21 protein-coding genes and 1 tRNA gene (1 of these 22 only partly in view) are annotated in these 18,852 nt (G+C 67.2%); 14 read left to right on the forward strand and 8 right to left on the reverse strand.

The window, feature by feature from the left end; all coding sequences use genetic code 11:
• Nucleotides 1-58: 58 nt before the first annotated feature.
• The 5 genes from G6P88_RS13970 to G6P88_RS13990 form a co-directional block, all read right to left on the reverse strand.
• Nucleotides 59-217: an HP1242/YdcH family protein gene (locus G6P88_RS13970; protein ID WP_165323712.1), complete on the reverse strand. Its 159-nt coding sequence runs from the start codon at nucleotides 215-217 to the stop codon at nucleotides 59-61.
• Nucleotides 218-420: 203 nt separating this feature from the next.
• Nucleotides 421-615, reverse strand: coding sequence for a hypothetical protein (locus G6P88_RS13975; RefSeq protein ID WP_165323713.1), 195 nt, complete (start codon nucleotides 613-615; stop codon nucleotides 421-423).
• A gap of 98 nt (nucleotides 616-713) precedes the next feature.
• Entirely contained in the window at nucleotides 714-1,082 is a 369-nt protein-coding gene (locus G6P88_RS13980; protein ID WP_165323714.1) for an EthD domain-containing protein, read from the reverse strand.
• A gap of 79 nt (nucleotides 1,083-1,161) precedes the next feature.
• Nucleotides 1,162-2,484, reverse strand: a complete 1,323-nt coding sequence (locus G6P88_RS13985) for an alkaline phosphatase family protein (protein ID WP_165323715.1) — start codon at nucleotides 2,482-2,484, stop codon at nucleotides 1,162-1,164.
• Between the two features lie 2 nt (nucleotides 2,485-2,486).
• Nucleotides 2,487-4,775 carry a TonB-dependent receptor gene (locus tag G6P88_RS13990; protein WP_165323716.1) on the reverse strand — a complete coding sequence of 763 codons (2,289 nt, stop codon included), beginning with the start codon at nucleotides 4,773-4,775 and terminating at the stop codon, nucleotides 2,487-2,489.
• A 248-nt stretch (nucleotides 4,776-5,023) separates the two neighbouring features.
• Between G6P88_RS13990 and G6P88_RS13995 the strand changes: the two genes are divergently transcribed.
• A complete protein-coding gene (locus G6P88_RS13995) occupies nucleotides 5,024-5,830 on the forward strand; it encodes a sugar phosphate isomerase/epimerase family protein (RefSeq protein WP_165323717.1) in 807 nt (268 codons plus the stop codon).
• 189 nt (nucleotides 5,831-6,019) lie between these two features.
• Here the strand turns inward: G6P88_RS13995 and G6P88_RS14000 are convergent, their stop codons facing one another.
• Nucleotides 6,020-6,643: a LolA family protein gene (locus tag G6P88_RS14000; protein ID WP_165323718.1), complete on the reverse strand. Its 624-nt coding sequence runs from the start codon at nucleotides 6,641-6,643 to the stop codon at nucleotides 6,020-6,022.
• Nucleotides 6,644-6,750: 107 nt separating this feature from the next.
• Between G6P88_RS14000 and G6P88_RS14005 the strand changes: the two genes are divergently transcribed.
• The 9 genes from G6P88_RS14005 to G6P88_RS14045 all read left to right on the forward strand — a co-directional run bounded on the left by G6P88_RS14005 (nucleotide 6,751) and on the right by G6P88_RS14045 (nucleotide 13,745).
• Nucleotides 6,751-7,248: a vgr related protein gene (locus G6P88_RS14005; protein WP_165323719.1), complete on the forward strand. Its 498-nt coding sequence runs from the start codon at nucleotides 6,751-6,753 to the stop codon at nucleotides 7,246-7,248.
• A gap of 251 nt (nucleotides 7,249-7,499) precedes the next feature.
• Nucleotides 7,500-8,144, forward strand: coding sequence for a nicotinate-nucleotide adenylyltransferase (locus G6P88_RS14010; RefSeq protein ID WP_165323720.1), 645 nt, complete (start codon nucleotides 7,500-7,502; stop codon nucleotides 8,142-8,144).
• 14 nt (nucleotides 8,145-8,158) lie between these two features.
• A complete protein-coding gene (gene rsfS, locus G6P88_RS14015; RefSeq protein ID WP_165325199.1) occupies nucleotides 8,159-8,548 on the forward strand; it encodes a ribosome silencing factor in 390 nt (129 codons plus the stop codon).
• Nucleotides 8,549-8,581: 33 nt separating this feature from the next.
• Nucleotides 8,582-9,016 carry a 23S rRNA (pseudouridine(1915)-N(3))-methyltransferase RlmH gene (locus G6P88_RS14020; protein ID WP_165323721.1) on the forward strand — a complete coding sequence of 145 codons (435 nt, stop codon included), beginning with the start codon at nucleotides 8,582-8,584 and terminating at the stop codon, nucleotides 9,014-9,016.
• Nucleotides 9,006-10,241 (forward strand): murein hydrolase activator EnvC family protein, encoded by a 1,236-nt coding sequence (locus G6P88_RS14025; RefSeq protein WP_226946569.1) that lies wholly within the window; start codon nucleotides 9,006-9,008, stop codon nucleotides 10,239-10,241. The genes G6P88_RS14020 and G6P88_RS14025 overlap by 11 nt, the downstream gene beginning before the upstream one ends.
• A 253-nt stretch (nucleotides 10,242-10,494) precedes the next feature.
• On the forward strand, nucleotides 10,495-11,136 hold the full coding sequence (maiA, locus tag G6P88_RS14030; protein WP_165323722.1) for a maleylacetoacetate isomerase: 642 nt from the start codon (nucleotides 10,495-10,497) through the stop codon (nucleotides 11,134-11,136).
• Between the two features lie 91 nt (nucleotides 11,137-11,227).
• A complete protein-coding gene (locus G6P88_RS14035) occupies nucleotides 11,228-12,181 on the forward strand; it encodes an SDR family NAD(P)-dependent oxidoreductase (RefSeq protein ID WP_165323723.1) in 954 nt (317 codons plus the stop codon).
• A gap of 140 nt (nucleotides 12,182-12,321) precedes the next feature.
• On the forward strand, nucleotides 12,322-12,873 hold the full coding sequence (locus tag G6P88_RS14040) for a hypothetical protein (protein ID WP_165323724.1): 552 nt from the start codon (nucleotides 12,322-12,324) through the stop codon (nucleotides 12,871-12,873).
• On the forward strand, nucleotides 12,870-13,745 hold the full coding sequence (locus G6P88_RS14045; RefSeq protein WP_165323725.1) for an ATP-dependent DNA ligase: 876 nt from the start codon (nucleotides 12,870-12,872) through the stop codon (nucleotides 13,743-13,745). The genes G6P88_RS14040 and G6P88_RS14045 overlap by 4 nt, the downstream gene beginning before the upstream one ends.
• 89 nt (nucleotides 13,746-13,834) lie before the next feature.
• On the opposite strand, the gene G6P88_RS14050 is transcribed toward G6P88_RS14045, so the two are convergent.
• Nucleotides 13,835-13,911: transfer RNA gene (locus G6P88_RS14050), tRNA-Pro, on the reverse strand.
• A 281-nt stretch (nucleotides 13,912-14,192) separates the two neighbouring features.
• Nucleotides 14,193-14,732, reverse strand: coding sequence for an inorganic diphosphatase (ppa, locus tag G6P88_RS14055; protein WP_165323726.1), 540 nt, complete (start codon nucleotides 14,730-14,732; stop codon nucleotides 14,193-14,195).
• A 167-nt stretch (nucleotides 14,733-14,899) separates the two neighbouring features.
• Between ppa and hisS the strand changes: the two genes are divergently transcribed.
• The 4 genes from hisS to G6P88_RS14075 all read left to right on the forward strand — a co-directional run.
• Complete coding sequence (gene hisS, locus G6P88_RS14060) at nucleotides 14,900-16,147, forward strand: histidine--tRNA ligase (protein ID WP_165323727.1); 1,248 nt, start codon at nucleotides 14,900-14,902, stop codon at nucleotides 16,145-16,147.
• A gap of 6 nt (nucleotides 16,148-16,153) precedes the next feature.
• Complete coding sequence (prfA, locus tag G6P88_RS14065) at nucleotides 16,154-17,239, forward strand: peptide chain release factor 1 (protein ID WP_165323728.1); 1,086 nt, start codon at nucleotides 16,154-16,156, stop codon at nucleotides 17,237-17,239.
• Nucleotides 17,232-18,056 carry a peptide chain release factor N(5)-glutamine methyltransferase gene (gene prmC, locus G6P88_RS14070; protein WP_165323729.1) on the forward strand — a complete coding sequence of 275 codons (825 nt, stop codon included), beginning with the start codon at nucleotides 17,232-17,234 and terminating at the stop codon, nucleotides 18,054-18,056. The genes prfA and prmC overlap by 8 nt, the downstream gene beginning before the upstream one ends.
• Before the next feature lie 294 nt (nucleotides 18,057-18,350).
• On the forward strand, nucleotides 18,351-18,852 hold the 5' portion of the coding sequence (locus tag G6P88_RS14075) for a DUF4167 domain-containing protein (RefSeq protein ID WP_165323730.1). It continues 338 nt past the right edge of the window; the window shows 502 of its 840 coding nt (coding positions 1-502); the start codon lies at nucleotides 18,351-18,353; its stop codon lies off the right edge, out of view.

Consider the following 18,852-nt stretch of genomic DNA (forward strand, 5'->3'; position numbering starts at 1 on the left):
CTTTGTCGTGCGGTGACCGGGTATCGGTTTTGATTTATCGGCTTGGAAGGTGGGCCCTCTAGCGGGGCGGCCCAAAATAGAGCCGGTCTTTCACCCGCAACCGCGCGCGCTTAAGCCGCGCAAGCCGGTCACCATCGGGGAAGCGTCGCTTCGTTTCGCGAAGGATATGGTCGTCCAGAAGCTGGTGGTGCTGCTGAAGACGGTCGGACATCGTCATTGCCTCTCTCCAATCGAAGATTGAAAGATCGGGCTGCAGCGACGGTAGGAGGTTCAGAACCAGGCCTGCATCGAGACAACCCGATGCGGTCCGACATCACGCTTCCAGAGAAGCGCCAGAGGGGCCCGGCCCGCATGACCAACATAGGCCGCAGGCGAGGAGCGTCAAGGGGCCAAGGTGGATCGACACCGCGAGCGCTCTCTTCAGAACAGGGGCAGCTGTGCGTCCGGTTGCGCAAGCAGACACTTTACCTCGAGCGCCGCCTCGACCGCACGGCGATAGTGGATCGTGCCGAAGCGCTCGGCCTCCTCGAACCCGACGGGTGCAAGCTCGTCGGTCGGATAGACGGCGTCGTAAACGGCGCGGGCGGCGGCCCGCAGCCGGGAGTCGTGGTGCATATCGGCCTCCATCGAAATATCGGATGGCGACAGGATATGGAACAAAAAGGGAACATAATTCAAGCCGATTCGGAGCAATCTTCGCCCCGGCCGCCGGCTCAGACCGGATTGGCGATGCCCGGCGTTTCGACCTCCTCCGCCACCACATAGAAGCGCGTCGCCGAGCGGTCGAAGATCAGTTCCTCGTCCTCGGCGATCTCGCGGGCGACCGCGTCGCTGGTCAGCCAGGCCATCGCCGCCTCGCAGGCGGCCTTGTCGGCATACCAGACCTCCAACAGCACATGATGGTCGGCGGTCCCGCTTGCGTCGGGCGCGAACGGCTCGATATAGCGCCGCTCATAGCGGATTGCGCGGCCCTGCAGCACGCGCCGGCCGAGCAGCGCATGGCGTCCCTCATAGTCGCGCCGGAACTGCTCCAGGCTGAGATCGTCCCGCTTCCGCAGCAGGGTCACCATCTTATACGCCATCGACCGCCTCTCCCGTTCTTTTCTTGACGGGGCGATGATGGCGGGAAGCGGCGATGCCGCAACCCGGTTTTGCGCTAGGTCAGCGGATCGGCGGCAGCTCGGCGGTCGGCAGGGCGCCGCCCATCAGCTTTGCCAGCGTCGGTGCGATCGCGCGCATGTCAACCTCGCCGAGATCGCCCTTCCACGGCAGCGCCTTGCCCCACAGAATGAGCGTCGAGCGCATTTCGGGATAGGCGGGATCATAGCCGTGCATGCCCTTGGTGACCGAAGGCGCGGTCAGCGGCGCGGTCGGGTCGCGGCCGGTTTCGAATCCCGGACGGAAGCTGATCCAGAAATCGGCCTCCTGCGCACCGCCCCGGCGGGCGATGGTCGCGCGGTCGAGGATATCGGCGATGCCGGTGCGCGGATCGGCCTTCAGCCCCGCGAGGAGCTTCGCCACCTTGTCGCGCAATGCCGGATCGTCGCGGCGCGCTAGCACGACGCCGGCCCCACCTCCGGCAAGCCAGGGCATGGCTTGCCAGCTCTTCACCTTGCCGCCCTCGATCGTGATCAGTCCGGCCTGGAGAAAGGGCGCAAACAGGTTGACGTCGGTCGAGACGGGCAGGAAGCCGTGGTCGGAGACGAGCGCGACGACAGCGTCGGGATCGGCCGCGACCGCCGCGGCCGCCAGCTGCGCGATCATGCCGTCGATCCGTTCGAGCGCGGCACGCGCCTCGGCGCTGTCGGGACCATGTTCATGTTCGACATGGTCGAGGCCCGCCAGATAGACGGTCGTGAATCCCGGCTTGAGCCGAGCGATCAGCGTTGCGGCGGCCGCGCTGCGGGCCGCGTCGGCATCGACGCTTTCGTCGATCCCTTGCGGAAAAGCAGCGATCGCGCCGGCCGAGCCGTCGATCAGACCCGGCGTGGCAAGCGCACGCAGGAGCTTGCGGTCGTCGTCATGGCCGGTCCGCCAGATCTGCGGGATATTGGCGTCGACCGGCGCGCCGACGCTGACGGGCCAGTGGACGTTGAGCGTCTTCAGTCCTGCCTTGTGCGCGGCATCCCACAGGGTCGGCACGCGAATATCCTCGGCATACCAGTACCAGCCGGTCTGGTTGATGCCCTTGGGATCGAAGGTCAGATTGTTGGAGATGCCATGGCGCGCCGGGCTCGTCCCGGTGATCAGGGTCGTATGGCTGGGATAGGTCAGGCTCGGCAGGACCCCGACCACCCCGCTCGCCCGCGCGCCTTCGGCGGCGAGCTTGCGGAGCGCCGGGATCTTCAGCCCCCGCGCATCGGCCTCGGCGACGTCACCGGGCCGCAGTCCGTCGATCGAGATCAGGAGAAGCGGGGCGGCCCCTGCCCCGGCGGGCAGAACGGCCGCCGCGATCAGGCCCAGCCAGGGCAGGAACCGCCGCATGATCAGAACACCTTCTTGACGGTGAAGAAGAAGCTCTGCGGCGCGCCGGCCAGCAGCGTCTGGTTGTCACCGGCATCGGTGAAGCCATTCGAGCCGATCGTGGCGATATACTTCTTGTCGAGCAGGTTGGTCGCGCTGGCGCGTAGTTCGAGCCCGTCGAGGAAGCCGTCGCGGAAGGTGTAGCCGACCGAGGCGTCGAACAGCACCCGGCCGCCGACCGACTGGTCGTTGGTGTAGGTGAAGTAGCGGCGGCTCATGTAATCGGCGCCGATCCGGGCGGAGATGGCGCCGTCGTCATAGACGATCTCGCCCTTCGCCAGATGTTCGGGCGTATCGACCAGCGTCTTGCCCTTGATCGCCGACCGCACGGTGCCATTGGCGTTGAGGACGTTATCCTCATAGGTCGAGTGGTTGTAGCTGTAGGTCGCGAGCAGGCTGACGGCGCCCATCAGGCGATATTGCAGCGCGGTCTCGAAGCCGTAGGACTCGACCCCGCCGACATTCTGCAGCGTCGGCGGATTGCCGATGATGCCCGCGCCGTTCGAGAAGGACAGCAGGCGGTTGCGGAACTTGGCATAATAGCCGCCCGCCGTGCCCGACAGCGCACCATGGCGGAAGCGGACGCCCGCCTCATAGGTGTCCGACTTCTCGGGCTTGACGTCGAGCGAGTCGAAGCCGGCCTGGGTCGTCGCGAAGGGGCCCGAGGTCGAGGCGCCGGTGAAGGCGCGGGTCACCTGGCTGAAGCCGGCATAGAGCTCGGCCTCGCCGATCTTGTAGACCGCGCCCGCCGACGGCTGGAGCCAGTCGCGCGACACGATGCGTCCCTGCGCAAGCACGCCCGCCTTGACCGGGTTGGCGTCGATCGAGACGCGGAAACCCTTGGCGCCGGCGGTCAGCGTCAGATCGCCCAGCTCGACCCGGTCCTCGACGAAATATTGATAGGTGTGGGTGACGAAGCGGAAGTCCCAGTCGGTCCGGAACGGGCTGCTCGGGAACTTCAGATGGTCGGTCTGGTCAGCCTTGGCCGGGTTCACCGCATAATAGCGGCGCGCCTGATGGAAATGGTTGTTCTCCCACCAGCCGCCGACGGTCAGCGTGTTGGGGCCGCGCGTCCAGCTGAGCTTGCCGAACAGGCCGCCGCGACGGATGTCATATTCGGTCGTGCGCTGCGAGATCGGGCTGCCGCTGGGGCTCGCCACATAAGGCGTCCACCACAGGCCCATGCCGTGGTTGCTGTGGAAATAGGTCGACAGGCTGCCGTTGACCGACTCGCTGAACGGCGCGTCGACGGTCAGGCCGGCCAGATAATCCTGACGGAGGCCGGCCGCATCATAATAGACGTCGTCGACGGTCGAATAGGGCGCCGGATAGACCGTGCCGGCCGCCGCATTGGTCGGCGTTACGCCGGTGTCGCCGCGATTGGCGCCGACCTGCGCGATCTGCAGCGCCAGCGGGAAATTATTGCCGATATTGTCGTTGCGCAGGCCCAGACGGCGGATCATGTCGAGCGACAGATCCTGATAGTCGGTCTCGCGGCGGTCGGAGAAGCTGAAGGTGCCGGTGATCGTCGGGCCGCCCATGTCGGCGACGATCTTGGCGTTGACCATATGCTGGTTCTGCTCGCCGACGCCCTTCCACTTGTTGAGGCCCAGATAGCCATAGCTCAGATAGCCGCGCACCTTGTCGCCGCCGGTATCGAAGCGGACGAAGCCACGCTTGGTCTCGTCGCTGCCATAGGTGGCCTCTACGTCGACGGCGGTATTCTCCGATGGTGCGCGCGAGACGAACTCGATCGTGCCGCCGAGATTGTTGGTCGCGTTGGTGCCGAGCGAGCCGGCGCCCTGCGTCACGCGGGTCGATCCGATATTCTCGGGGCTGATTGCGCGGCTGATGTGGAGGCCGTTGACATTGCCATAGCTGAAGTCGCCGAGGGGGATGCCGTCGAGCGTGTAGCCGAGCTGGTTCTGGTTGAAGCCGCGGATCGAGATGCGCTGCGACCATTCATAATTGCCGAACGGGTCGGCCGACTGGAAATTGACGCTGGGCAGCTTCGAGATCGCCTTTAGCGGGCTGGAACCCGGTGCCTGGACACGCAGATCTTCCTGGCTGATCTCCTGCACCTGACGCGCCTGGCCACGGCCGAACACGACGATTTCGCCCGGCTCGGCATCGGCATCCGCGCCGGCTTCGGCGGGAACGACGTCGACGGGGGCGGACTCGGCCGCATAAGCGGTGCCGGAGAGAAGCGCGAAGGTCGCGCTGGCAAGCAGCAGCTGTGAACGAATCGTCATGTGAAACCCCTTTTGGCGATCGGCGCGCGGCACGCGTCCTGTGCGCCGGCCAATTAGGATCCGCGTGCGACAGCTTCGTGCTGGAGCGATGACGCTGACGTTGCAGAGGCGAAACGCTTTTGTTGCAATGCGAAACGGATATGCGCGATGCGCGGCCCACCTCTCCTTTGTGACGATTTCCCGCAGCGGCCGGGTCGGTCACAGTCGCCCGCGAACCGGCGTGCGACCGGTGATCGAGAGGAACCGGCATGGGCACCACTTTCCCGCTTTGCATGGCGTCGGGCATCATGCCCGAGGCGACCCCGCTCCAGCTGGTCGAGGCGGCGGCGCGCGCCGGCTTCGACTATGGCGGCATGTGGATGGAGCCGGCCGAGTGGACCGACCGCACCACCGCCGAGGTGAAGCGTGCGCTGGACGATAGCGGGTTGCGGCTGATCGATATCGAAGTGGTCTGGATCAAACCGGGGCCGCCCGATCCCGACCATCTCCGCATCGTGGAGGTGGGGGCCGAACTCGGGGCGCGGAACGTCCTGTGCGTCAGCAGCGATCCCGACCGTGGCGCCACGCGCGACAAACTGGCGCTGCTGGCCGAGGCGGGGGGGCGGCACGGCATCCGTATCAATCTGGAATTCGGCCTGTTCACCGAGGTGAAGACGATCCACGAGGCGAGCGCGATTCTGCGCGAGATCGACGACCCCGCCTGCGCTTTGCTGATCGACAGCCTCCATTGGCACCGCTCGGGCGGCACGCTGGACGAGATTGCGGCGCTGCCGCCCGCCTGGACCAGCTATGTCCAGCTGTGCGACGCGCCGGCCGTGGGGCCCGCCCGCGACGATGCCGAGGGAATATTGATCGAGGCGATCGACGGACGGATGGCGATGGGCACTGGAGGTCTGCCGCTGCGCGACATCGTGGCACTGCTGCCCGACGGGCTGCCGGTGGCGATCGAGGAACGGTCGAAGGCGCTGCGCGACGGTTGGCCCGATCTCAACCAGCGCGCTGCGCGCGTGTTCGAGACGACGCGCGCCTTCTTCGACGGGCTATCGCGCGGCTAAAGACAAAGCTCGGGACCGGATAAGGAATGGCCCTCGCTCCGGGGGCGGGGAGCGAGGGCCTACCTGGCGTTCGTCACGCAGGCGGGGCGCGATGGTCTGTCTCGAGCAACAGGGGGGAATCTCGAGAAGGTCGCGACCGCTGAAAGGGGTTCTAGGGCAACTTAGCTGTCGCCCAAATGAACGAACCAATTAATTGCGGGGGCCCTTCGGCCGTGGGTCGTTCCATTTGAACGTCTTGTCGGAAATGGGCACCCCATAGGCCTGATTCGCAAGCCTTACGGTCGAGCGCCCATTTTGCGCATCAACCACCGTCCAGCCCATCAGCTTGAGGCCCGCAGGCCCGTTACCGCGGGCGAAGGCGATGGTGATGGTGCCGAATTCGGGGTGTTTGGGATCGCGCGCCTCGACCAGCGTGGTGCCCGGCGCCGCCCCCTCGGCAAGCTTGGCGAAGCGGCTGATATCCTTGCTGGGGTCGATCAGCACCGACAGCGGCGAGTTGCCGACCGGCCAGCGCGACACCTGCCGCACCGAATAGTCGATCATCGTCAGCGCCTTGCCGTCGCCGACGATCAGCAGCGGCACGCCCTTCTGATATTCGAAGCGAACACGGCCCGGCTGCCGAAGGCTGAGCTTTCCGGACAGTGCCTTGCCGTTGCGGTCGGTCTGGACGAAGTCGGCGGTCATCGTGGTGATTCCGCGAAGATGCGCGGAAACCTCCGCCAGCGTATCGGACGGGGCGGCGACGGCGGGCGTCGCGGCGGCCAGCGCGATCGGAATCAGGGACAGGGCGGGGGACAGGAAAAGCGAACGCATGAATGTCCTTCTTGTCGTTTCGCGGTCGCTTATGAAGGAGCCGCGCTGAATTGGGAATGAAGCGGGGCAACGTCCCGAAACGCGATCGGGTTTCCTATATGGGGTTCATGACCGCCCGCGCCCTTACCCCTGAAGAATGCCGCCTCGTCGGGGAGGTGTTCGGTTCCGCTCTGGATCCCGACCCGGTGCGCATCCACCGTGCGCGTTGGTGGCCTTTCCAGCCACGCAATGTGCTGATGGCGCCCGACGGCCATCTCTGGTGCCATCCCCAGGGGCCGCTCTACCGCGACTGCTATGCTTCGGCGCCGATCGGGATGCAGGCTCTGTTCGTCCACGAGATGACGCATGTCTGGCAGGCCCAACGCGGCGGCCGCTGGTTTCTGCCGCTGATGCGACACCCCTTCTGCCGATATGTCTATACATTGAAGCCGGGCAAACCCTTCGCCCGCTATGGCATCGAGCAGCAGGCCGAGATCGTCGCCGACGCCTTCCTTCTCTCGCGCGGCATGGCACGCCCCGGCAAACCGCCGCTGGAGGCCTATCGGGCGATGCTGCCGTCGGCGTTCCGCCTATGCGCATCCGCAACACCCGGCCTTCGGCGCTAGAGCCCGACCGGTCTCCCCCTCCACCATCCTGCGGACGGTCCCCCTCCCCGTTCCGGGGAGGAACTTAGGAGCCGGTTCCAACGCACAATTCCTCCCCGGGACGGGGAGGGGGACCGGCGGAGCCGGTGGAGGGGAAGCCGCGACATCCGCGGGGGAACGGTGGGGCTATGGAAGCGCCTCCTCCACTGCACAGAATTTTCAAGCTCCCGACTCTGCTGGCGTGATTCGGGACTCGGCGCTAAACGCGCCCGATGATTCCCACCGGCCTGCTCGGCGGCAGCTTCAATCCTGCGCATTACAGCCACCGCCATATCAGCCTGTTCGCCTTGCGCGCGCTGGGGCTGCGCGAGATGTGGTGGCTGGTATCGCCGGGCAATCCGCTGAAGGCCGGCGCACGCGACATGGCGCCGCTCGCCGCCCGGCTGTCGTCGGCGGAACGACTGGCCCGGCGGGCGCGGATCCGGCCGACCGCGATCGAGGCCCGGCTGGGCACGCGCTACACCGCGGATACCCTCCGCGCGCTGGTCCGTCGCTATCCGAAACGGCGCTTCATCTGGGTCATGGGGGCGGACAATCTCGAGCAGTTCGACCGCTGGCGCGACTGGCGTGGCATCGCACGAAGCGTCGCCATTGCCGTAATCGCGCGCCCGGGTTATGATGGGGTTGCCCGCACCTCCAAGGCGATGGGCTGGCTACGGCGCTTCGTCCGGCCCGCGGCCAAGGCGAAAGACTGGACGAGATGGAGAACGCCGGCCCTCGTGCTGCTGCACTATTATCCTGATCGCGGTTCCGCTACGCGGCTCCGGGCCAAGGACCCAGGCTGGCATCTTTCCCATGACAAAAAAGGCTTGCGAGACCGCGTGACCCGCCGGCCGCTTCCCAAGGAGGTACATTGACCGCCCCAGACAGCATCGGGCCCGCCGGACAGGCCGGCGCCAAGGATGCCGACCCTTCGGACCGGCTGCATCAGCTGATCCTGAAGTCCCTCGACGACGATCAGGCGATCGAGACCGTCTCGATTCCGCTCGCCGGCAAGTCGTCGATCGCCGATCACATGGTGATCGCCTCCGGCCGGTCGACCCGCCAGGTCGCCTCGATGGCCATGAAGCTTGCCGACAAGGTCAAGAGCGAGACCGGCAAGGCCGTTCGCATCGAAGGCCTGCCGACGGCGGACTGGGTCTTGATCGACGCGGGGGATGTGATCGTCCACCTGTTCCGTCCCGAGGTCCGCAGCTTCTACAATCTCGAGCGGATGTGGAATTTCGGAGATGCGCCCGCGCCCGTCGCGGTCGAAGGCTGAGCGCGACGTAGCGCGCCCGGCGGGGGACGGGACATGCTGCTGCACATCGTCGCACGCGGCCGGATAGGTCGCGGCCCCGAGGCCGAACTCGTCGACCGCTATATGAAGCGCGTCGCCTGGCCGACGCGAATCACCGAGCTTCCCGACACGGGCGGTCGCGTGCCTCCGCGCGACCCCGGCACGATGCTGGTCCTGCTCGACGAGATGGGCCAGCAGATGGGATCGACCGCCTTCGCCGAAACGCTCGGCCGCTGGCGTGACGACGGTCGGCGCGAGGTGCGTTTCATGATCGGCGCGGCGGACGGCTTCGAGGAGGCCGAGCGTCGCGAGGCCGATCTTCTGATCGCCTTCGGCAAAGCGACCTGGCCCCACCTCCTCGCGCGCGCGATGCTCGCCGAGCAGTTGTGGCGGGCGACCAGCATCCTGGCAGGGCATCCTTATCATCGCGAGGGCAGCCGTGGCGCCTGAGCGGGCGCGGGGCATTCGCCTGATCCTCTGTGCCGCAGCGCTGCTCGGGATTGCAGCCCCTGGCGCGACTCCCGCGGCACCGGTCGATCCGGCCATCGTCGAACAGCAGCGCGCCATGGCCGCCGCCCGCAAGCAGGCGCGCGCCGCCGAACGGCGCGCCGTTCAGCTGGAGCGGCAGGCACGTGCCATGCGCCGGGCCGCCGACCGGTCACGCGCCGAACAGGCGGCGGCTGCTTCGGCGATCCAGGCCGCCGAAGCCCGCATCGCTGCCGCCCAGGCCCGCATCTTCATCATCGACCGGCTTCGCGCGCGACAGCGCGCGCGCCTGGCCGAGCGGCAAGGCCCGATCGTGCGACTGACAGCGGCGCTGCAGACGATGGCCCGCCGCCCCGCTGCGCTGGCGCTCGTCCAGCCGGGTTCGATCGACGACATGATCCATGTCCGCTCGCTGCTCGGCACCGCCCTGCCCGAGATAAGGCGCCGCACCGCGGGACTTCGCGCAGAAGTCGACCGCGCTGATGCGCTGCGCCGCCAGGCCGACCTCGCTGTGGCAGCCCTCCGCCACGAACAGGATCAGCTGCACATCGAACAACGCGCGCTCGCGCGGCTCGAAGCGGACCAGCGCCGGCAGTCGCAGGGCCTGGTCGACGATGCCATGACGCAACAGGACCGGATGATCGCGATGGGCGAGAAGGCGAAGGATATCGCCAGCCTGATCGAGCAGCTGGACGAGCAATCCGACATCAGAATGCGGCTCGCCAGCCTCGACGGGCCGCGGCTCCGCCCGGCGCTGCCCGGCCGCGCCAGCCTGCCCGCACCTTCGGCTGCGGCTGCGATGCTGCAGGGCGTGGCGAAGCCGCCGCGCTACCGGCTGCCGGTTCTCGGCCGGATCGTCAGCGGCATGGGCGAAGTCTCGGACTCGGGTGTCCGCGCGCGCGGCATCACCCTGGCCACCGCCCGCAACGCGCAGGTGGTCGCCCCGGCCGCCGGACGTGTCTCCTATGCCGGGCCGTTTCGTAGCTACGGCGGAATCGTGATCATCGACCACGAGGATGGATGGGCGACGCTCGTGACCGGGCTCGGCCGCCTCCATGTGCGGACGGGCGCCGAGCTGATCGAGGGCAGCCCGATCGGCACCGCCGGCGGCGGCAGCCCGCGCGTCACTGTCGAGCTGCGCCACCGCGGAGTGCCGGTAGACCTGCTGCCTATCGTCGGCGGGGGATAGGGCCCGGTCCATCGGACCGGAGAGCCCGACGGCTCCCTCCGCCATCTTGCGTAGTGTTCGGTGCCTGACCTTGTCCTGTCGACCTGCTTCGGCAGCGCCGACCGGCAAGGTCCGGCCCGAATATGCCCGATTGTACCACTTCGGTCCGATTCCGTTACACTACCGGATTGCAAATGCGTCGCGTCTTCGTACCAACGTCAGCTACAGGCTTGCGGTCTCGCTATGGGGCAGGGATCCGGGGCGGAGGTTTGCGGTGAAGCTGTTCGGCTATTTCAGGTCTTCCGCCGCCTATCGTGTGCGGATCGCGCTCAACCTCAAGGAAATTGGCGTCGATCAGTCCCCCGTAAATCTGCTCGCGGCCGAGGCGCTGCCGGCCTATCGCGCGCATGTGAACCCGCAGGGGTTGCTGCCCGCGCTCGAGACCGATGAGGACGGCATTCTCGTCCAGTCGCTCGCGATCATCGAATATCTGGAGGAGGTTCATCCGGAGCCGCCGCTTCTCCCCTTCGACCCGTCGGCACGCGCCTATGTCCGCGCGGCGGCGCAGATGATCGCCTGCGACATCCATCCGCTCGCGAACCTCCGCGTCCTCCGCCATCTCAAGGCGGAGCTGGGTCAGGATCAGGAGCAGATCGACCGCTGGTATCGCCATTGGGTGCGCGACGGGCTCGAACGGCTCGAAGCCTTTGTCCGCGCGAGCGGGCGGGCGGGGCGCTTCTTATGTGGCGACACGCCCGGTATGGCCGATTGCTGCCTCGTGCCGCAGCTGTTCAACGCCCGGCGCTTCAACTGCGCGCTCGACGGTCTCGACACGCTGCTCACGATCGACGCGCGTTGCGGCGCGATCGACGCCTTCCAACGAGCACATCCTTCGCTCCAGCCCGACGCCGTCTGAAGCGGCAAGGCTTTCCCCCGGGCTGCGGGGCAGGCATAGCGGCGATGGGCGGGCGACAGTTCCGCCGATTCATAAGATGAGGAGATGGAGAATGGCGGGCGTATTCGGCGCGACGACGACGACGGACGAGGTTCTCGACGGCGTCGACCTGACGGGGAAGCGCTATCTGGTTACCGGAGTGTCTGCCGGGCTCGGGGTGGAAACGGCGCGGGCGCTGGTCGCTCATGGCGCATCGGTGGTCGGCGCGGCGCGCGATCTGGCCAAGGCCGAAGCGGCGACGGGCGAGGTGCGTGCCGCGGCGGGGCCGGGCAGCTTCGATCTGATCGAACTCGACCTTGCCTCGCTCGCCAGCGTGCGCGCGGCAGCCGACCGGTTGCTCGCCGATGGGCGCCGGTTCGACGCCGTCATCGCCAATGCGGGGATCATGGCGACCCCCGAAGGCCGCACCGCCGACGGGTTCGAGCTCCAGTTCGGGACCAACCACCTCGGGCATTTCCTGTTCGTGAACCGGATCGCGCCGCTGATCGTCGACGGAGGCCGTTTCGTCAGCCTGTCCTCGGGCGCGCATCACTTCTCGGACATCGACCTCGATGACCCCAATTTCGAACATACGCCTTATGACCCATGGCAGGCCTATGGTGCGGCGAAGACGGCGAATGCGCTGTTCGCGGTCGAGTTCGACCGGCGCCATCGCGGGCGCGGCATCCGCGCGGCCTCGGTCCATCCGGGCGGCATCAACACCGAGCTCGGCCGCTATATGAGCGAGGAGGCGCAGGCGACGCTGAGCGCGGCGGTCGCGCAGATGCAGGCGAGCGGGCAGGGCTTCGCGTTCAAGTCGGTGCCCCAGGGTGCCGCGACCTCGGTCTGGGCCGCGACCGTCGCCGATCCTGCGGACATCGGCGGGCGCTATCTCGAGGATTGCGGCGTGGCGGCGACGGTGGAGACGCAAAGCGTCGGCTCCGGTGTCCGCCCCTACGCGCTCGACGCGGATCGCGCGAAGCTGCTGTGGGACAAGAGCGAGGCGCTGGTAGGGGAGAGCTTCTGAACGATGCGCGACAGGGCGGGCTCGGAAGAGCCTGCTTTCGTCACTTGGGGGAGCATTGTTCCAAGGTGCAAAAATGCCTCTTGGAGCGATCTCGTTTGATTGGATCAGTATTGGAGAAGGCGGCTGGTGCAGAGGCAGCAATGAACCCCAACGACATCGATACCAGCCGCGCGCAGCGCATCGGCTTCTTCTCGACGCATGAGGAGGGCAAAACCCACTGGACCGAGATCGCGGTCTATTTCCTGACCGATGAGCGGTGGCGTCGGCGGCCCTTCCTGTCCGAGCTGATCGGGAAGAGCACGGTTCCGGGGCAGGTCGACAAGGTGCAGCGAATCAGCGGCGGCTCTTTCGAGAAGGTTGTCCGCCTGTTCGCCGACACTTCGCCCGCGCGCGTTGCGATCGAGCAGGCGCGCGAATGGCTACGGGAGAACGGTCGGGACGAGGTGACTGGTCTGCCCCGGTCGTTCGCGCTGCCCAAGCTCGACGCTGACGCGCTGGCCTGGCTCTATCCCGACGCGGATCCGAAGACTTGGCCGCGCCTGTTGCAGGAGGATTTTGGGATCGGCGAGTCGACGACGCGCGCTGCGTTCAAGAACGGAACCCCGGTAAAGGTGCCGCTTGTGTCGATCCTGCGTTGGTTCGACCGCGACGGCTTCCAGCGCAACCGCGCCCGCCGGGGAGGGGAGCAGTGAACGCGCACCCGGCTCTCGCCCGTGGCGATCGCCTACAGGGCCTCTGCCAGCTCGTGACCGACTTCAACGGAAAGATCCCGGTCGGCGGCTGCATCGAGGAGCCGAAGATCGACGGCATCCGAATGCTGTGGATCGATGGCGAGCTCGTCACCCGCGAGGGCGTTCCCATCCTGGGCGCCGAGCACATCGCCGCCGAGATCCGGCGCTTGGAGCACGCTGCCTGCGTTCCGCTGTTCGTGGACGGGGAATGGCAGGTCGATGCCTCCTATGAAGCGACCAAGCGTCATTTCTCGGCGAAGGGTTCGCAGGGCAACGCCGGCATCTTTCACGCCTTCGACGTGATGACGATGCGACAGTGGCGAGGGCAGTCGGTCGGACATGCGCTGCTGGCGCGGAAGCGGGTGCTGGAGAAGCACTGCCAGCCGCTGGGCGAGCGTAGCCCGGTCCGTCCGATGCCGTGGGGTTGGGTGGACTCGGTGGAGGACGCGCGCCGCGTCGCTGCGGAGGTGATCGCTGCCGGAGGCGAGGGCGTCATCCTCAAGCACGCCAATTCGACCTATAAGGCGGGCCGCTCGACCAACTGGCAGCGGATCAAGCGGGCGGAGACCTATGACGGCCGCATCCGCGAGTTGATCAGCCGGCAGGACAACGGCGACATCATGGCGACGATGGTCGTCGAGATCGAGGGGCGGCTGGTCCCCATCTCGGCAGGGTTCACCGACCGCCAGCGTTTCAATTTCATGCTATCGTGCGATGCCATGATAGGCTTGGTGGCCGAGGTCGAGGCTACTGAGCGCACGCCGACAGGTCAAATACAGCAAGCCAGCTTCATACGTCTAAGGGGTGAGCGCCTTAGAGAAGCCTCAAATTAGGATTCTGAACCGCAGCGCGTCTGAGACGGCGCGCGACAGGGCGGGCCCCGAAGGGCTCGTCCTGTCATGCCATCGTCGATGAAATGAAGTGGTCGGGGAGAGAGGATTCGAACCTCCGGCCCCTGCCTCCCGAAGACAGTGCTCTACCAGGCTGAGCTACTCCCCGACGGAGATCCGGACGTTTTCAGGCCTCGGGAGCCGACCGGATTGAGCCAAGTGGGGCGCCTATAGGGGGCGCTCCGATTCCATGCAAGCGGGTAATCGCGACTTTTTCAGATTGTTACGACCTGGGTCGCGCCGGGCAGGGCGAACCGGCTTTTCTGGCGCCCGTCGCGCGCCTGTTCCACGAAAAAGGCCGGCCGGACCAGCGTCGGGAGGGGCGCTCCGCCCGTCTTCCCGACACCGGCCCGACCGGCCCTTCTATTCCTCGGCGCAGAGCCGAAGCCGTCAGGCGGCCTTGGCGTTCTTTGCGGCCTCGATCGCCTCGACCACGATGCGGCGCGCTTCGTCTGCGTCGCCCCAGGTGCCGATGCGCACCCACTTCTTGGCTTCGAGATCCTTGTAGTGGGTGAAGAAATGTTCGATCTGCTGCATCACGATCTCGGGCAGATCGTCCCGCTCGCCGACCTTCGAATAATAAGGGAAGGTGCCGTCGACCGGCACGGTCAGCAGCTTCTCGTCGCCGCCGGCTTCGTCTTCGAGCTTGAGCACGGCGATCGGGCGGACGCGGACGACGCAGCCCGGTACGAAGGGCGAGCGCGCGACGACGAGTGCGTCGAGCGGATCGCCGTCGGGCGACAGCGTGTGCGGCACGAAGCCGTAATTGGCGGGGTAACGCATCGGCGTGTGCAGGATGCGGTCCACGAAAAGCGCGCCCGACTTCTTGTCGAACTCATATTTCACGGGTTCGCCGCCCACCGGCACTTCGATGATGACGTTGAGGCTGTTGGGCGGATCGTCGCCCACGGGGATGAGGTCGATGTTCATGGCGCGCCTTTATGCTGCACCGCATCGGATTCCAAGCCGATTCACCGCTACGTCCCCTGTTTTCGGCACGTCGGGCCGGCTTTCTCGCACTTGGTCGCGCTCGCGTCGCGCCCGCGGGCCCGCGCAAAGCGCTTCCCCGCCGGGCGATGTGAGGATAAGGGCGCGGCATGAGCAGGATCGAAACACCGCGCCCGATCCGGGGCACGCAGGACATGCTGGGCGAACAGGCCCGCCGCTTCGGCCATGTGGTGGAGACCTTCGACCGCATCCGCCGCCTTTACGGTTTCGGGCGGGTCGAGGTGCCGGTGTTCGAGCCGACCGCCGTCTTCGCGCGGTCGCTGGGCGAAACGACCGATGTCGTGTCGAAGGAAATGTACAGCTTCGAGGACCGCGGCGGCGATTCGGTCACGCTGCGTCCCGAGTTTACGGCGGGCATCTGCCGCGCCTATCTGACCGAAGGCTGGCAGCAATATGCGCCGCTAAAGGTCGCGACCCACGGCCCGCTGTTCCGCTATGAACGGCCGCAGAAGGGGCGCTATCGCCAGTTCCACCAGCTCGATGCCGAGATCATCGGCGCGGGCGAGCCGCAGGCCGATGTCGAATTGCTCTGCCTCGCCGATCAGCTGCTGCGCGAGCTCGGCGTGGCGGACGGGGTCACGCTTACGCTCAACACGCTGGGCGACGGCGAGACGCGCGAGGCCTGGCGCAGCGCGCTCATCGCCCATTTCGAGAAGCATCGCGGCGAGTTGAGCGAGGACAGCCTCGACCGACTGGCGAAGAACCCGCTGCGCATCCTCGACAGCAAGGACCCGCGCGACCGGCCGATCGCCGATGCGGCGCCCGAGATCGACGCCTATCTGTCGGCCGAGGCGGGCAGCTTCTTCGAAGCGGTCACGCGCGGGCTCGAGGCGGCCGGTGTCGCCTGGACGCGCAATGCGCGGCTGGTGCGCGGCCTCGACTATTATCGTCACACCGCTTTCGAGTTCGTCACCGACCGTCTGGGCGCGCAGGGGACGGTGCTCGGCGGCGGGCGCTATGACGGTCTGATCGAGGCGCTCGGCGGTCCGCCGACCCCGGCGGTCGGCTGGGCGGCGGGTATCGAGCGGCTGGCGATGCTGATCGACGAGCCGGCGGCGGAGCGTATCGACGTCGCGGTGGTGCCGATGGGCGAGGCGGCGCAGGCGCTGGCTGGCCGCGTGTTGGCCGATCTGCGTCGGGCCGGGCTCTCCGCCGACATGGCCTATAAGGGCAATATGAAGCGGCGCATGCAGAAGGCCGATGCCGCAGGCGCCCGCTTTGCCGTGATCATCGGCGAGGACGAGGTCGCGCGCGGCGAGGTCTCGCTGAAAGACATGGTCGAGCAGAGCCAGCGGCCGGTCGCGGTCGATGCGCTGGTGGCGGCGCTGGAGGGCTGATCGCGCATGGCAGGAGCGATCAGTTCGGCGCGGATCGCGCAGATCGAGGCCCGGCGCGACGAGCTCCAGGCCTTGATGGCGCGCGGCGATCTGCCGTCGGACCAGTTCGTCCAGCTGTCCAAGGACTATGCCGAGATCGAGCCGGTCGCGGTGGCGGCGGGCGAGGTGCGGCGTCTTCGGGCCGAACTCGAAGTGCTGCGCGGCATGGCCGAGGACGAGAGCGGCGACGCCGAGCTCAAAGCCATGGCGGTCGAGGAGGTCGAGGAGCTTCGTGCGCGCCTGCCCGCAGCAGAGCGCGATCTCGCCCTCAAGCTGCTGCCCCGCGATGCCGCCGACGAACGATCGGCGATGCTCGAAATCCGTGCCGGGACCGGTGGCGACGAGGCGGCGCTGTTCGCGGGCGACCTGTTCCGCATGTATCAGCGCTATGCCGAGAGCCGGGGCTGGCGGGTCGAACTGATCTCGGCCAGCTCGGCGGATCTGGGCGGCTATAAGGAAGTCGTCGCCAGTGTGACCGGGGCGGGCGTGTTCGCCCGGCTGAAGTTCGAAAGCGGCGTCCACCGCGTCCAGCGCGTCCCCGTGACGGAATCGGGCGGGCGCATCCACACCTCCGCGGCGACCGTTGCGGTGTTGCCCGAGGCCGAAGATGTCGACGTGCAGATCGACGACAAGGATCTGCGGATCGACGTCTATCGGTCGTCGGGTCCCGGAGGCCAGTCGGTCAACACGACCGACAGTGCCGTGCGCATCACCCACCTGCCGACGGGCCTGGTGGTGATCCAGCAGGACGAGAAGTCGCAGCATAAGAACAAGGCCAAGGCGCTGAAGGTGCTGCGGACCCGGCTCTACGAGATGGAGCGCGAGCGCCTCGCCAGCGAACGGGCCGGTGCGCGCAAGTCTATGGTCGGGTCGGGCGACCGGTCCGAGCGGATCCGCACCTATAATTTCCCGCAGGGGCGCGTCACCGATCACCGCATCAACCTGACGCTGCACCGGCTCGACGAGATATTGGAGGGGCCGGGGCTCGACGAGCTCGTCTGCGCGCTGATCGCCGAGGACGAGGCCGAGCGTCTCGCCCAGCTCGATGGCTGAGACGGTCCGCGCGGCGCTGGCGCGCGCCGCCGGAGAGCTGGCGGGCTGGAGCGCGAGCGCGCGGCTCGATGCCGAGCTGCTGATGGCGGCGGCCCTGGGCGTGGAGCGCGATGCCCTGCTGCTCGGGCGGCTCGACGATCCGTCGCCGGCGGCGTTCGAAACCCTGCTCGATCGTCGCCGTCTCCACGAGCCGGTCGCCTATATACTCGGCGAGCGGGACTTCTGGTCGATCACGCTCGAAGTCGGTCCCGGTGTCCTCATCCCCCGGCCCGACAGCGAGACGCTGATTGAAGTGGCGGTGGACCATTTCGGTGCCGAGGGGCCCACCACGATACTCGATCTCGGTACGGGCTCGGGGGCGCTGTTGCTGGCGGCACTGGCGCAATGGCCCCGCGCGCGCGGCACCGGGATCGACCGGTCGGATGCCGCGCTGGCGATCGCGGCGCGCAACGTCGAAAGGCTCGGCATGGCGGACAGGGCGACGCTGCTGGAGGGCCACTGGGGCCGGGCGGTGGCCGGACCGTTCGACCTGATCCTGTGCAACCCGCCTTATATAGAGACGGGCGCGGATCTGGCTGCGGAGGTGCGTGCCTATGAGCCTGCCGGCGCGCTGTTCGCCGGGATCGAGGGGCTGGACGACTATCGGCGGCTGGCACCCGACATCGCGCGGTTGCTGGCGCCCCATGGTCTCGCCGTGGTCGAGATCGGGTGGACTCAGGCGGCTGCGGTTTCGGCGCTGCTGGCGGAGACGGGCCTGATCACCATGGTTCGGCAGGATCTGGGCGGACGCGATCGGGCTATCGTCGCCCGTCACTGACCTTTTGTCGTAGAGCGCACATTATCCGCTTGGAATCCGCTGCGCCTGCCCCTACATCGGAAGCCACGGTAAGGGCAGGGTCCGTTCGCGTGCACCCGCCCGATGCTACGACCCCCAATGGCAGGGACGCCCAACAGGCGACCATGACGTGCGGTGGATGCGGTGTCCAAAAGGCCCGCGCCGTAGGGCGGCGTGCATCATGCAGCTTGGGGACGATGGCCCCTGACGTAATCCGGGATGGTCCCGGTGTGGGAGTGGTGAACCTATACCACCAGTGACGAGGACATCGGTAAGTTGATAAACAATCGGCAGAACGGCCGCCGTCGCGGTCGTGGCGGTGGTTCGGGTGCACCCCGGCCGAACGGTGGCAATGGGGGCCAGGATCGCGGTAACCGCATCGACAATCGTGCGCGGGGCAATGCCGCCCAGCTGCTCGAAAAGTATAAGGCGCTCGCCCGCGACGCGCAGATGCAAGGCGACCGGGTCAACACCGAATATTATCTCCAGTTCGCCGACCATTATTTCCGGGTGCTGAGCGAAAGCCGCTCGCGCTTCGAGGATCAGCAGCCGCGCCCGCGGCGCGACGATTTCTCGATGCAGTCCGACGAGGAATATGGCGACGAGGGCGAGCGCATTGGCGACGACGTCCAGGCCTCGCGGAGCGAGGATCAGGGCGAGCCTCGCCGTCGCGATGGCGGCCAGCGTTACGAACAGAATCGCGCCGACCAGAATCGTTACGAGCAGCCCCGCTACGAGCAGGACGGTGAACGTCAGCAGCGCTCGGCGGACGAAGGCG

This window comes from Rhizorhabdus phycosphaerae, assembly GCF_011044255.1.
Lineage (GTDB): Bacteria > Pseudomonadota > Alphaproteobacteria > Sphingomonadales > Sphingomonadaceae > Rhizorhabdus > Rhizorhabdus phycosphaerae.